The sequence below is a fragment of the Corynebacterium silvaticum genome (assembly GCF_002162115.2).
GTDB lineage: Bacteria > Actinomycetota > Actinomycetes > Mycobacteriales > Mycobacteriaceae > Corynebacterium > Corynebacterium silvaticum.
Map to the genome: position 1 here is coordinate 424,791 of NZ_CP021417.2, position 12,844 is coordinate 437,634.

At 53.3% G+C, this 12,844-nt stretch carries 12 protein-coding genes; 8 read left to right on the forward strand and 4 right to left on the reverse strand.

Annotated features, from left to right (window positions below; genetic code table 11):
• The first annotated feature begins 52 nt into the window (after positions 1-52).
• Together CBE74_RS14390 and CBE74_RS14395 are read left to right on the forward strand one after the other, a co-directional pair.
• On the forward strand, positions 53-1,321 hold the full coding sequence (locus CBE74_RS14390) for a sensor histidine kinase (protein WP_087453366.1): 1,269 nt from the start codon (positions 53-55) through the stop codon (positions 1,319-1,321).
• 14 nt (positions 1,322-1,335) lie between these two features.
• Positions 1,336-2,040, forward strand: a complete 705-nt coding sequence (locus CBE74_RS14395; RefSeq protein ID WP_087453367.1) for a response regulator — start codon at positions 1,336-1,338, stop codon at positions 2,038-2,040.
• A gap of 20 nt (positions 2,041-2,060) precedes the next feature.
• Here the strand turns inward: CBE74_RS14395 and CBE74_RS14400 are convergent, their stop codons facing one another.
• A complete protein-coding gene (locus tag CBE74_RS14400) occupies positions 2,061-3,404 on the reverse strand; it encodes a DUF5692 family protein (RefSeq protein ID WP_087453368.1) in 1,344 nt (447 codons plus the stop codon).
• A 205-nt stretch (positions 3,405-3,609) separates the two neighbouring features.
• On the opposite strand from CBE74_RS14400, the gene CBE74_RS14405 reads away from it, so the two are divergent.
• Positions 3,610-4,662, forward strand: a complete 1,053-nt coding sequence (locus tag CBE74_RS14405) for a hypothetical protein (protein ID WP_171483315.1) — start codon at positions 3,610-3,612, stop codon at positions 4,660-4,662.
• A 78-nt stretch (positions 4,663-4,740) separates the two neighbouring features.
• Here the strand turns inward: CBE74_RS14405 and CBE74_RS14410 are convergent, their stop codons facing one another.
• A complete protein-coding gene (locus CBE74_RS14410; protein ID WP_221337806.1) occupies positions 4,741-5,811 on the reverse strand; it encodes a DUF5692 family protein in 1,071 nt (356 codons plus the stop codon).
• Between the two features lie 273 nt (positions 5,812-6,084).
• Between CBE74_RS14410 and CBE74_RS14415 the strand changes: the two genes are divergently transcribed.
• The 4 genes from CBE74_RS14415 to CBE74_RS14430 all read left to right on the forward strand — a co-directional run bounded on the left by CBE74_RS14415 (position 6,085) and on the right by CBE74_RS14430 (position 9,641).
• Complete coding sequence (locus CBE74_RS14415; protein ID WP_087453369.1) at positions 6,085-7,074, forward strand: ABC transporter ATP-binding protein; 990 nt, start codon at positions 6,085-6,087, stop codon at positions 7,072-7,074.
• Between the two features lie 38 nt (positions 7,075-7,112).
• On the forward strand, positions 7,113-7,862 hold the full coding sequence (locus tag CBE74_RS14420) for an ABC transporter permease subunit (protein ID WP_087453370.1): 750 nt from the start codon (positions 7,113-7,115) through the stop codon (positions 7,860-7,862).
• Between the two features lie 100 nt (positions 7,863-7,962).
• Entirely contained in the window at positions 7,963-8,688 is a 726-nt protein-coding gene (locus CBE74_RS14425; RefSeq protein WP_087453371.1) for a TIGR03943 family putative permease subunit, read from the forward strand.
• A complete protein-coding gene (locus tag CBE74_RS14430) occupies positions 8,685-9,641 on the forward strand; it encodes a permease (RefSeq protein ID WP_087453372.1) in 957 nt (318 codons plus the stop codon). The genes CBE74_RS14425 and CBE74_RS14430 overlap by 4 nt, the downstream gene beginning before the upstream one ends.
• A gap of 10 nt (positions 9,642-9,651) precedes the next feature.
• Here CBE74_RS14430 and CBE74_RS14435 read toward each other — a convergent pair whose 3' ends face one another.
• Positions 9,652-10,347, reverse strand: coding sequence for an anaerobic ribonucleoside-triphosphate reductase activating protein (locus CBE74_RS14435; protein WP_087453373.1), 696 nt, complete (start codon positions 10,345-10,347; stop codon positions 9,652-9,654).
• Complete coding sequence (locus CBE74_RS14440; RefSeq protein ID WP_087453374.1) at positions 10,313-12,109, reverse strand: ribonucleoside triphosphate reductase; 1,797 nt, start codon at positions 12,107-12,109, stop codon at positions 10,313-10,315. The genes CBE74_RS14435 and CBE74_RS14440 overlap by 35 nt, the downstream gene beginning before the upstream one ends.
• A 268-nt stretch (positions 12,110-12,377) precedes the next feature.
• On the opposite strand from CBE74_RS14440, the gene CBE74_RS14445 reads away from it, so the two are divergent.
• Positions 12,378-12,761 (forward strand): hypothetical protein, encoded by a 384-nt coding sequence (locus tag CBE74_RS14445; RefSeq protein WP_087453375.1) that lies wholly within the window; start codon positions 12,378-12,380, stop codon positions 12,759-12,761.
• Positions 12,762-12,844: the final 83 nt, after the last annotated feature.

Genomic DNA, 12,844 nt, shown 5'->3' on the forward strand with positions numbered 1-12,844 from the left:
TACTGCGGTCGGATGGATACAAGGATTCAGCTGCTATAGGCTTTTGATTATCATGAAATCTTTTTCTGCACTCACAAAGCGCATGGATACGTGCGGATGGCTCCAGGATCGCGGGTTTTGGTCACAGCTGGTGGCGCAGAGCCTGGTGGGCGGTTTTTTCTTCCTGATCGCTGTGCAGAATACTGCTATCAAGCCAGAGATGGCATCCCCGCGTGAGCAGATGCATCAGTCGATAGTTTTTGCTTTGCTGTGGGTGGGCAGCGTAGCGCTTTTTATTGGGCTGCTTGTTCAGCGATATCGCAGGGTGATGGGGCTGTGGATCGTGGTTTTCGCGCTGCTGCTGATAGCTTGGGGAGCCCCGTTGGTGGCCCTTCTGGGGTACGCATCTGTGTGCTATCAATCCTGGTTTATAGCTGCGTATATTCAGCGCCACAGAAAGGCGTGGATTGTAGCGCTTGTGCTCGGCAGCGTTGTAGGCCTGACTTTGATTGCGGTGAGTAGCGCCCTAGGCGGAAAAGCATTCATTGACGGTAATGCAGTACGGGAACCCAATTTTTGGATCGAGGCAGCCTGGGTTTTGGTTTTCATTGTTATTTCCATTTCTCTGTGGTGGCAAATAGGTCTTAATACCAGGCGGAAAAATCAAGCGCTGGAGGAACTCCGTTCCAAGGCTGAGCTGGCAGCGCTAGCGGAGCGGAATCGTATTGCGCGCGAGATGCACGATATTGTGGCGCATTCTTTGGCCATAGTGATCGCGCAGTCAGATGGTGGTCGATACGCGGGGAGAAAAGATCCGGCGGCCGCCATTGATGCGTTGGAAACTATCTCGTCGGTGGGGCGCGACGCGTTGTCACAGATGCGGGGCTTGCTCACCGTGTTAAGGGAAAACTCGGGAGAGGAAGACGAGAGAGACATTAACGCGACGCCCGGTTTTGATGAGATAGGAAGGCTTATCGACGAAGCCCGCGCTGCAGGGTTGCAGATAGACTTTTCCGTACGCGGCGAGCTCGTAGCAGTCGATGAATCTCGGGGGCTGACGGTTTTTCGTGTTATTCAAGAATCCTTGACAAACGTGCTCAAACACGCGGGGAAAACGGCAGTTAAGGTGACTTTGGACTGGGGCGTACCCAAAGACAAAATCCTGCGTATTACAGTGGACAACGCGCATGGCGAGGCCCTCGTGAACTACGCAGTCGATTCGGTTGGGCGCGGTTTGGCAGGAATCAAAGAGCGCGCTTTGTTACATGGCGGAAAGGCGACATGGGGTGCGTCGATATGCAATGCTGGCGGGTGGCGCGTTGATGTTGAAATCCCATTGTAAGAGGTTAAGAGGACATGATTAACGTAGGGCTTGTCGACGACCAACAGCTGGTGAGAGCCGGTTTTAGTATGGTGCTTGGTTCGCAAGATGATATTCACATCGCTTGGGAAGCAAACAACGGAGTAGAGGCGCTGGATCGCGCGACGGCACAACCCGTTGACGTGGTTCTGATGGACGTGCAGATGCCGATCATGGACGGTATCTCAGCTACTAAAGAGCTGGTAGCGCGAAGTGCGATGGGGCCTACCGGCGAGCCGCTTCGGGTGATCATCCTGACTACTTTTGACAGCGAGAATTACGTCATGGAAGCGGTGGAAAACGGGGCTTCAGGATTCTTGCTCAAAGACACTGCACCAGAGGATCTGCTGGACGCGGTCAGGTCAGTCGGGGCGCAAAGCGCGGTGATCAGCCCGGCGGCCACCGCCAAATTATTTCGGAGAATACGATCCGGGCAGACGAACAAAAAGATAAGCGACCCCAAGCGCATAAACGAGGGTCTTGCTGAACCATTGACACCGCGTGAACTAGAAATTCTTGAGTTAATCGCAATGGGCAAATCCAACCCAGAAATTGCCTCACAACTATTTATCTCTTTACCCACGGTCAAAACACACGTGGGCAGGGTCCTCACCAAAACGGGTTCCCGTGACCGAGTCCACGCGGTGCTTTTTGCCTTTAAGCGTGGGTTAGTTACCCAGGATGCTCTTTTAGGTAACTGACCCACGGTGAAGAAACTGATTTAGCTGCGCACATCCCAGGTGGGATCGGAAGGAATCTTCTTGGCCGCGAGCGCTGGATCAGCCGAAAGCGGGGTGCGCGGCTTGGGGTAGCGCTTATCGCTGCGCCACCACGGCATTGTTCCTACATAACCATCTGGCGGTGGGGTAGCGGACTGCGGCGCAAACCCTAATTCTTCAGGAGTTTCTTTAATCATGTCGGTGACAAAGTACTTATCGGCGTCATCGGCATGCTCTCGCATGATGGTGCGGAACTCTTTGAGCTCCGGGTACAAAGGATCGCGCAGCGGGTTTCGCTTGGTCGTGCGGATTTTATACAACCAATAAATGAAGAGACCCACGTTGAATAGGAACGCGGCCCACGCGCACACAGCATTTGCGACGGGGTTCATCGTGGAGAAGTTGGTGATGCTGCTCGGCGGAACCAAGAACTCCGGCAAGAGGTTGTTCGCGGCGATCCAGAACATCAATGTAAAGCAACGGAACCAGATCCATTGACCCTTTGCCCAGGTAAAAGCGGGTATTGTGCAAGCTAAAAGCAGTGCAAGAGTGCAGTACCAGGTGTAGTCGGCAAGCGCGTTGTATAAGAATGCATGGTTCCAAAGGTCATAAGCAATCACCCAGGGCCACACCATGTCCACCCAAATGAGCCCGCGTACTTTGCGCTCCTTGTTGGAAGTCACAAATATTTTCCCCAAGCCCGTGATCGTGACAATATTGAGCACTCCTGCGGCGGCGGTGAGCAGATTCCAATACCCGCCGATAGTCCGGAACCCGGTGGCTGGGTCTATTCCCACACCAGATGCTCGGAAATTAGCTGCCACGGCGGAATACCATTCGGGGCTTCCGACGGACACTGTAACACCGCGAGTTTCCGGTAACCCATTAATCATGTCGATGCCTACGTGTGCGTCATTAATGGACTTCAAACAGGCAGGATCGGTGGCGCACCGCAGGTATTTGTCTGATTCAAAGAAAATCGTGACATCGCGGATATTTGCTTCCATGATGTTCACCGCGAGGCCGATCCAGAGTGCCACACCAAACCATATGGCGTAGCGATGTGCTTTGACCGGGTTGCGTTTGCCGTACCACAGAAGAAAACCCGTCATCGTTGCTGTGGCAACCATAATCACGTATTTGCCAAAGGGGAACCAGCCGACCATAGGGGTGCCGTGTAGTGCGGCATAAGGCATTAGGGCGAGGCCGCCGAACGTCCAAAGAAAAAATATTGTCCAGTTCCAGCGGCGATTAATTTCTGAAATAGCTACTTGGGCAACAAAAACTACAACCCAAGTGATGTAAACGAGGGGGGTGCCGATTTCCCAGAGAAAGAGCGAATGCATAGCTCATGCCTCCAATTGTGGGATGTAACTAGTTTTTAACCCTACCAGCGCAGGTTATCGCGGTGATAGAATGAGGCTATTAACACACGGGCACGCATGAAGGGCGTTGCGCGATAGGTAGTTGATGCATGTGCCCTTGGCCCGCTACGGGAGCACATCTCCGTGTTCCTGCAACCATTGACTAGCTAAGGCGGTTGAGCACAATATGGGGAAGAAAAAATATAAGAGCACTGGCGCGCGTGCAGCCTGGGGGATAGGTGTATTAGGGGCCACAACGATTGGGGGAATGTATGCGTTTAGCCAGCTCAGCGGTAAAGCGACCCCGGAAGAACAAGCGTGGACATATCCTGGCGATGACCTTATTGATGCGAACTATGACAATGGTTATTCTTCCACTTACGCTATCGACATTGACGCTCCAGCGTACGCCGTATGGCGGATATTAAAGCAGCTGGGTGCTAACAAAACAGGTTCATTTTCTTCAGAGTGGCTTGAGCGTACTTTTGCTCGTCTACCGTTCTACAACAGCTATGAATTACAGGAAGAATTCCAACAGCCAGACTCAATGGTCCCAGGTGATATTGCAGCCTTTGATTATCAGGGAATGTCGATGGAATGGGCCGATGTTGTTCCAGGTAAATACCTAGTTCAGTGGGTTGATACTAAAAACCCTCCAGCTGCCCCAGGGTCTTATGCCTTCCGGTATCCATCTATGGATCATTTTGCTGCAGCGTGGTGTTTCTACATGATCCCGCTTAAAGGCGAGCGTACTCGGCTGATCAACCATTGGCGTATCGGATATGAGCCAAACGCTCCACTGCCCACAGCGATCAATTGGGTAAACATTGAGCTTATTGGTGGTTGTATGACGCGTCTGCAGAACATCTATATCAAGCGCGTTGCAGAGTTCCGAAAGAAGCAGCAGCATATTGGAAAATTCATGCGCGGTACTCTGGGTGGGCGCTACTTTGGATCAAAGGTGCCTGCTGGTCGGTGGGATGGGACTCCACTGTTTGAAGATACCTATACGCAATGGTTCCAATACGGGCGCAGCTGCCCTGCAGTTGCGGAGATTCGTCCACCAAAGACCGATGATCCTGCATGGCCTCCTGTCGGGCCTGGAACTCCATGGTCAGACATTATTGATCCGGACTACTTTAAAGATTGGGAAGAGCCAAAGTTCTCCTGGGAAGAGCAGATAAGGCAAAAGAAAGAACGCACATACCTTAAGGGATGGGGGAAGAAGGCAGAAGAGTAGTACTCAGCGTTCTTATTAGATTATATTGCGCACAATAGTAGTATTGTGCGCAATATAATCATGGATCATTGTGGTAGTTCAGTGTGGCGATAGGGTTTTCTTTTTGCTATTGCGCGCAATAGGATCTCTGTACCCCAGGGCTTCTGGGGTGGATCCCAGCCTGGCGGCTATACGATCTTGATCTTCCTGAGTGGCATGCGTGCGTATGAGCGCAGTGTATTCTTTGCCCTTGGAGTAGACCTCCTGAACAAGTGGGTTTCTGCGGTATCGCATGATTCTGTATATGTGGTAGCCAAAGACCACGATGTTGAGCGTGAGGGACAGCGCGGCCAGGATGAAGAGGGCTGTGGGGTTGTGTGCCGAGCGATGGGCAAAGACCGAGCTCTCCGTAAAAGCTGGGAACGTAAGAACGACGGCGGACCATAGGGTGAGGGTGTAGGCACGGAATTGAATCCACGAGCCTCGACCAAACGTAAAGAATACGGGAATTGTGCACGATAATAAGAGGGCGACCCCGGAATACCAGGCGCGGTCTGTGAGGCAGTTGTAGCAGTAGGAGAGGTTCCAGACGTCGTAAGCAATGATCCAACCAAGCGTGAGGTCGCCCCAGATGATCGCGCGAGATTGTCCTTTAGCTACAAAGATCCCAACCCAGCCGGATATGGCTAAGAGGTTGAGGATTCCTGCAATACCGTTCATGATGTTCCAGGGGCCGCCCCATATGACCATGTGTTGACTCGGGTCGAATCCATGAATGTTATATGCCTGAAAATCGCGAACCACTGCTTCCAAAATGTTGATAGCTAAGATCGCCTGAGGGATAGTGAGATACCAGTAGTTGTGTCGCAGTTTTTTGGCGTATTGCAAGGCTACGAGGTAGAGGGATCCTGCGAGGGCAGAATATTGTTTAACAATGGCAAACCATCCCGAGGATGCCGTTCCTTCGGTAGAATGTGGCCACCACAATAGTGTGAGCAATAGTGGCGCGACTACAAAAACTAAAAGGACTACCCATTTATTTCTTTGGGCTAGCCAAGCGGTGAATGCAAGCGCAGCGGTGACAATGATCAGCATTGCGTAATCCCACCAGTCGCCACGTTCAAAAAAGAATAGCGTTGGGTAGTCGGGTGAGGGGATGCTCGGTAGCATAGTAAACCTTTCCGGTGTGTTTCCTCGGATACCCGGCTGTGCCACGAATTTCCCAGAGCATTCGCTTGAGTCGGGCCTATATCTCCAGCTTATGGTGTTGGTGGTTAAGAATGTTGTGAAGTTAGACTCGCTGAAATGACACCTCGGGATTACTATTGCGCGCAATACTAATTGTAGATAATTAGGTGGACTGCACATGTGCGTCGTCATACCTAGGGGTGACATAAAAGATCGGTCCCCAGCAGGATTACAAAAGTTGAGAAGTAGCAGATCATGGAAAACATGATCACAGTTCGACACTTAAGCAAGAAGTATGGTTCCAAGACCGCCATCGCTGATGTGAGCTTCACCGTTCCGGATGGAACCGTGACTGGATTCCTAGGACCAAACGGTTCCGGTAAATCCACAACAATGCGATGCATACTTGGTCTGGATGCGCCTACGGAAGGCAGTGTTGAGTTTTTTACTGATACGTACACGGGACCATTTGCAAACGTAAGCGACAAACCAAAAATGGCTGGCGCAATTCTTGATGCTAGTTGGTTTAATCCCGCCCGATCAGGACGTAATCACCTCCGGGTGCTTGCGCGAGGTGCAGGTATCTCCGATACCCGGGTAGAAGAGTGCCTGGATATCGTGGGGCTGCAGGAAGCAGCTAAAGGAAAAATCGGTACTTATTCCCTAGGTATGAAACAGCGCATTGGCGTTGCCGCAGCTTTGCTGGGAGACCCGCAGCATCTCATCCTTGACGAGCCAGTCAACGGCCTCGACCCCGAGGGTGTGAGCTGGATGCGTAACACGATTCGTAGCCTTGCCGCTGAAGGGCGAAGCGTCTTGGTCTCTTCCCACCTGCTCTCAGAGATGCAATTGACCGCAGACCGGTTGGTTGTGATTGGGCGAGGGAAAATGATCGGCGAGTATTCCCTTGAAGAATTCTTGGCAGACGGCACCCGCGTGGAGGTAGAAACACCGAACGCTGTTGAACTTGCCTCGGAATTACAAAACCAAGGATTTGAAATTACTAACCTACAAACCACTGCGGGATTTAGCGTCAGCGTGGATAAAAACACAGACGAACAAGCCGTGCGCACAGCCGTGGCTATGACAGCTTTAGAAGCCCGTCTCCCTGTGTTTGGACTGACTACTAAGCAAGAAAATCTAGAGCAAAGGTTCCTCGCAGCTACCGCTGAATCCCAGGAATACCGCACTAAACAGACCGTCGATAGTGCTGTGGAAGACACAGCTTCGAGCGCTACTCATTAACAGTTTTTACTCATAGGAATGAAAGGACGAGAAACCACATGATAAATGCTTTGCGCTCGGAAACAACCAAACTATTGACGCTAAGAAGCACCTGGGTATGGGCGATTCTTCTTACTGGCTCGCTCTATGGGCCAGCTGTGCTCATCAATCTGTTTAGCGGCGAAGGATCAGAGTTCAACTGGGCATTTGTTCTCCCGGGTGCGATGATTTTTACGATGCTGTCTGTATCTTTTGCGTCCTCGGGGGTAGCCGGTGAGTTTAATGACCGGATGCATGCCCAAGCTTTCTTGACTCAACCGCGTCGCAGCCTGTGGCTTAACGCAAGGATGCTAGTGGTAACAGGCTTCCTTCTGATTAATTATCTGGTAGGCGTGGCCCTTATCTACCTGGTGTTCCTGGTATTGCCTCTGAGCAGGTTGTTAAACGAGGAAGCAACGGTGATCCTGAGAGACGGTGTGCTATTCCTGGTGTTCAGCTTTATCGCAATGGGCTTGGCTGTGGTGACTCGTAGCCGAGTGGCTGCTATGGCACTCCCACTTGCTTGGTTCTTGATTATTGAACGACTCATTGACGCTGCTGCAGCACAGTTCAACGCATTTGTACCGCTATGGCTGATAACACCTGGGGAACGCATTAGCCAGTTGACCAAGTATGGAAAAGGCTACCCTGAAGGGTGGAACTTTGCGGAGGTACAGCCGTTGGCTTACAACATAGGCCTTATTGTGGTGTGGATCGTTGTGCCACTAGCTATGGGCTTGTGGGTCAACTCCAAACGAGACGTCCGTTAGTAAAACTAGCGGCAAGTGTAGAGGGTGCAGCCCGTGCCACCAACCTATAAAGTCAGGGAAGGACTTGCCAGGTTGGAAGAAAGGCTGCACCCTCTAATACATGAATATTGGGCAGTCACACACAGAATCCACCAAGGGCGTTGCCGTTGGTGCTTTTGTGATTGCAGCTCTCGGAGTGCTGCTGCTTGTGGAGTCAATAACAGGAGGCATCAACAACTACCTCCAACCAGCTTTCCGCCCCTGGATAGTACTGAGCGGAGTGCTGTTGATAGGGCTTGGTGGGTGGAGCTCATACAGCGCTCGCCGGTATCCGTGCTCGCATTCTCCGATGCGCGCTACTTCCTGGCTGCTATTAGTCCCCGTGATACTCGTAGCGCTTTGTGCTCCGACTGCGCTAGGGGCGGCGTCGTTACGCTATACCGCGGAAAGCACTGGTACAACAACGCGGAAAAACTCCTTAGACGATCTGCCGATGGAACCGCTGCGCAGTTATGGCACCAACGAGCTCACTATGGAGGAACTCACGGCCCGGTTTCTGCGCTCGGACAGCGCATCGATGGTGGGAAAGACCGTGGCTGTGACGGGATTCGCCTCGCGTTCGGTAGACGGCACATGGAGGATTAGCCGGTATAAGATTTTTTGTTGCGCTGCCGACGCCATGGCCTACACCGCCTCACTGGAGGGGGACGCAGACCTCATTGAGGACAACTGGTATGAGATCACCGCGGAAGTCATCCCCCACTCGGAGAAGTTCAATCCGCAGTTTCCGGTGCTCAAGATAGACCATGCCACCCAGATCCCGCAGCCGGAGAAGCCCTACTTATGAGACACAGAGTCGTCCAGTACGGCGCGATCATCTCTCTCCTGGTGCTCAGCGCATTGCTCATCTTTGGGCCGCTAATTCAGCTTCACGGGCTCGCGAAGGCGTGGACGCAGATAAGTATCGCAATTGTGGTGCAAGCAATACCTTTTCTGATCCTCGGCGTCATCATTTCAGGATTCATCGAGGTCTTTGTACCCGAGGCTGCTTTTCGACGCCTACCGCGCTCCCAACGCCTCGCCGTCCCTACGGCCGCAGCCTCAGGGATGCTGCTTCCTGCCTGCGAATGTGCGTCGGTGCCCATTACCCAGTCGCTTATCCGCAGGGGAGTGCCACCCGCCGCAGCCCTTGCCTTCCTCCTCGCCAGCCCCGCGATTAATCCGGTGGTGCTGGTCTCCACTGCGGTTGCCTTTGGCGGCGACACGCGCATGGTGATCGCCAGATTTGTGGCCTCTCTGAGTGCGGCAGTGCTGGTGGGGTGGATATGGATGAGTGGGAGCGTCGACATGCCCGATGGAGAAGGCCACTCGCACGAGCACCATGCGCCCAATAAATGGGAAAGGCTGAGGGAATCTTTTCTCCACGATCTCCTCAACGCCGGAGGTTATCTTGTTCTTGGCGCGCTGCTCGCTGGGCTGCTTAAGCTCATCGTCCCGCGGGAGTGGTTCCTGCTCCTTGGCGATAGACCAGTTTTTGCCTGCCTGGCGATGGCAGCATTAGCCGTGCTCCTCGCGCTGTGCTCCGAGGCAGACGCCTTTATCGCCGCTTCTTTCACCATGATGCCGCCCACAGCCCAACTCACGTTTTTAGTGGTCGGACCGATGGTGGACGTCAAACTCATGGCGATGCAACGTGGGGCGTGGGGCACTGGATTTGTTGCGCGCTTTGTCCCACTCACCTTTGTGATCGCGCTGCTCACAGCGATAGGAGTTGGCGCACTGATGTTTGGGGATCTTTAAGCGCGGATCGCTACCCGGAGTGATCTGGTGTCCATGGGCTCCCGTCGGCAGCGCGTGCATGCTGAATAACAAGGTCCACAGACGCATCCATACTGCGGGCCGCAACCAAGGAGCGTAGCTCGTCAAGGTTCTGCTCAATAACAGAGCCTTCCCACAGCGTGGTTCGCAGCGTCACCGCCACCCCAGCGGTCTGCAGAATCCGTAGCGATTCCCACACAGACGCTGCCACCCGCGGCGAACACCCCGTGACCTCATGCATATGCCGGGGCAAGGCCTTGATATCGAGCCCAACCCAATCCGGAGTGGTGGCAGGGTCCCGCACTAGCTCAGCAATGCGCCCCGGGGCATAACCACACGTGTGAATCCCCACGGGGAACCCGATGTCATGGATAGCGGCGATCGCAGCTGCTAGACCGCGGACGGAGGTAGGTTCGCCACCTGAGATGACGGCGGCGTCGATAAGCCCATGCCGAGAACCCAAAAGGGAGAGAAACTCTGCAAGCGAGTGCGCGCCGGGTGTAAAGGCCTGCAACTGCGGATTATGGCAATACACGCAGCGTAGGGGGCATCCCTGTGTGAAGGCCGTTGCAGTGAGCTTGCCCGGCCAGTCCGTTGCGGAGAAAGGAATGATCCCCGCGATCGGCAGTGAGGCAGTCTGAGCAGTCGTTGTATCAGGCAAGGGTCTCCGCAAAGTAGGTGCGCTCATGGAACTCGCCCTTCTTTCCGGTATTAAAGCTCTGGACAGGGCGGAAGTAGCCCATCACTCGGGTCCACATCTCAGTCTTTTCTCCACAATCGGGGCATTCTGGGTGCTCGCCGGAAATATAGCCGTGGGTAGGGCAAATGGAGAACGTGGGAGTGATAGTGACGTAAGGAAGACGGAAGTTTTCCAAAGAACGCCGGACGAGTTTTGCGCACGCCTCGCCATCGCTCATGGCGGCACCCATATAAAGGTGGAGCACGGTTCCACCGGTGTATTTAGATTGCAGATCTTCCTGGAGAGCAAGCGCCTCAAAGGGGTCTGGGGTATGAGACACCGGTAGCTGGGAAGAATTAGTGTAATAGGGCTCTTCATCCGTACCAGCGTGGAGGACGCCGGGGTAGCGCTTGATGTCTTCCTTGGCCAACCTGTAGGTGGCGCCCTCGGCGGGGGTGGCCTCAAGATTAAACAGGTGACCTGTGCGCTCTTGAGCCTTGACCAAGAGATCGTTGATGTGATCAAGCAGACGAGCCACCTGGGCGTGGCCCTGGGGATCGGTGAGGTCATAGGCATCGTGGGTGAAATTACGGATCATCTCATTGCAGCCGTTAACTCCGATAGTGGAGAAATGGTTGTCCAAGCTGGGCAGCCACCGAGAGCTGTAGGGGTAGAGGCCCGCGTCCATTTGCTTAGCCACAAAGGCCCGGCGGCGTTCGAGGGTCTCTATGCCAAGATCAACAAGCTTGTCGACGCTCGCCAGCAGGCCTTCCTCATCATCAGCATGGAGATACCCCAGGCGGGCGCAGTTGAGCGTGACCACGCCAATGGAACCGGTCAACTCCGCCGAACCAAAGAGCCCATTACCGCGTTTGAGTAGTTCGCGGAGGTCCAGCTGCAGGCGACAGCACATAGAGCGAATCATGCCGGGATCAAGGTCGGAGTTAATAAAGTTTTGGAAATAGGGCAGCCCATATTTCGCGGTCATCGTGAAGAGAGCTTGAGAGTTCGACGAATCCCAGTCGAAATCCTTGGTGATGTTATACGTGGGGATCGGGAAGGTGAAGGGACGTCCATCCGCGTCGCCTGCGCTCATGACCTCAATGAATGCGCGGTTGATGATGTCCATCTCTGCTTGCAACTCGCCATACGTAAACGCCTGCGGCTCCTCGCCGATGAATGGAACCTGGTCGTGCAGATCCTCGGGGCAGGTCCAGTCGAAAGTGAGATTGGTAAAAGGTGTCTGCGTACCCCAACGTGAAGGTACATTGAGGTTGAAAATAAACTCCTGCATCTGCTGGACAACGTCCTCGTAACTGAGATTATCCAGGCGGACAAAGGGGGCCATGTATGTGTCAAAAGAGCTGAACGCTTGTGCACCGGCCCATTCGTTTTGCAACGTACCCAGGAAATTAACTATCTGCCCACATGCGGAAGAAAAGTGCTTGGGAGGATGTGAGGAGATTGTGCCTGAAACACCGTTGAACCCCTGTTCCAGAAGCTGGCGCAAGGACCAGCCTGCGCAATAGCCGGAAAGCATATCCAGGTCATGGATGTGGATGGTGCCATCGCGATGTGCCTGCCCGGCCTCTGGGCTGAAGACGTTATCCAACCAATAATTGGCGGTGATTTTTCCCGCCGAATTGAGGATCATCCCGCCGAGGGAATAGTCCTGGTTTGCGTTGGCATTGACGCGCCAGTCTGATCGATCGAGGTATTCCTCGATAGTGGAGCGGGAGTTAACATAGGATTCGGTCATAGGGAATAACATAGGCGGAATTATCCCTTTGTAACTACATTATATAGTTGTTGAAGTGTCACCAATTACTATATGTTGTGGCGTGACTGTGACTTGCCTTGCGGAAACGTAGGTATATCTTGTGGGGGTGATATTTGTCGTCTAATTCGATTTTTCTTTTTTATGGCCTGTATCACTTTATTGCATGTGGTGGTGTGGGCTTTAATGGCGTGGGATGACACTCTTGATGCTGTTGCGGGTAATCTCGGCGACTACAATAGAAAATGATGAAGGAATGAATATGTCTTACAACTCTTATGTGGCAGTCGAGGACTGGATTCTTGATGACCTTCGCATCAAGGATGACGATCTGGTGGAGGCTTTGTATACGGGCAGTCATGGGGAGCTTTTTGATGTTGCTGCCGCATGGATGGATGTACAGGAGCTGCTGCACTCGGCGGGGCTGAGTACTGCTGCGGTTGACGGGGAAGAAATTATCGTGGGGGACCCGATGGTGGGGATCGTTGCTCCGCAGCGTGTAGAAAAAGTACTTTCAGATCTCTCTTCCGTGGATGATGCTGCAGTGCAGGAAGCTGGCCTTGGGGAGGCTATTCGTTCTTTCACTGATTTCTATGAGGGTGCGCGCTCCTCCGGACTCGGAGTTGTGGTTCTAGCGGGGGAATAAGGAAGCCTCTGCGGTAAAAATGTCGTTTTTGAGAACGCTGAAAAGTCTCTCTTGGGCTTTTTCTGACGGCTAGGGGGCTAGCA

Bases quoted from the DNA above. Each gene is read 5' to 3' on its own strand.
- CBE74_RS14395 (WP_087453367.1), top strand. From the start codon at position 1,336: ATGATTAACGTAGGGCTTGTCGACGACCAACAGCTGGTGAGAGCCGGT.
- CBE74_RS14400 (WP_087453368.1), bottom strand. From the start codon at position 3,404: ATGCATTCGCTCTTTCTCTGGGAAATCGGCACCCCCCTCGTTTACATC.
- CBE74_RS14390 (WP_087453366.1), top strand. From the start codon at position 53: ATGAAATCTTTTTCTGCACTCACAAAGCGCATGGATACGTGCGGATGG.
- CBE74_RS14430 (WP_087453372.1), top strand. From the start codon at position 8,685: ATGAGACACAGAGTCGTCCAGTACGGCGCGATCATCTCTCTCCTGGTG.
- CBE74_RS14425 (WP_087453371.1), top strand. From the start codon at position 7,963: ATGAATATTGGGCAGTCACACACAGAATCCACCAAGGGCGTTGCCGTT.
- CBE74_RS14445 (WP_087453375.1), top strand. From the start codon at position 12,378: ATGTCTTACAACTCTTATGTGGCAGTCGAGGACTGGATTCTTGATGAC.
- CBE74_RS14420 (WP_087453370.1), top strand. From the start codon at position 7,113: ATGATAAATGCTTTGCGCTCGGAAACAACCAAACTATTGACGCTAAGA.
- CBE74_RS14440 (WP_087453374.1), bottom strand. From the start codon at position 12,109: ATGTTATTCCCTATGACCGAATCCTATGTTAACTCCCGCTCCACTATC.
- CBE74_RS14410 (WP_221337806.1), bottom strand. From the start codon at position 5,811: ATGCTACCGAGCATCCCCTCACCCGACTACCCAACGCTATTCTTTTTT.
- CBE74_RS14435 (WP_087453373.1), bottom strand. From the start codon at position 10,347: ATGAGCGCACCTACTTTGCGGAGACCCTTGCCTGATACAACGACTGCT.
- CBE74_RS14415 (WP_087453369.1), top strand. From the start codon at position 6,085: ATGGAAAACATGATCACAGTTCGACACTTAAGCAAGAAGTATGGTTCC.
- CBE74_RS14405 (WP_171483315.1), top strand. From the start codon at position 3,610: ATGGGGAAGAAAAAATATAAGAGCACTGGCGCGCGTGCAGCCTGGGGG.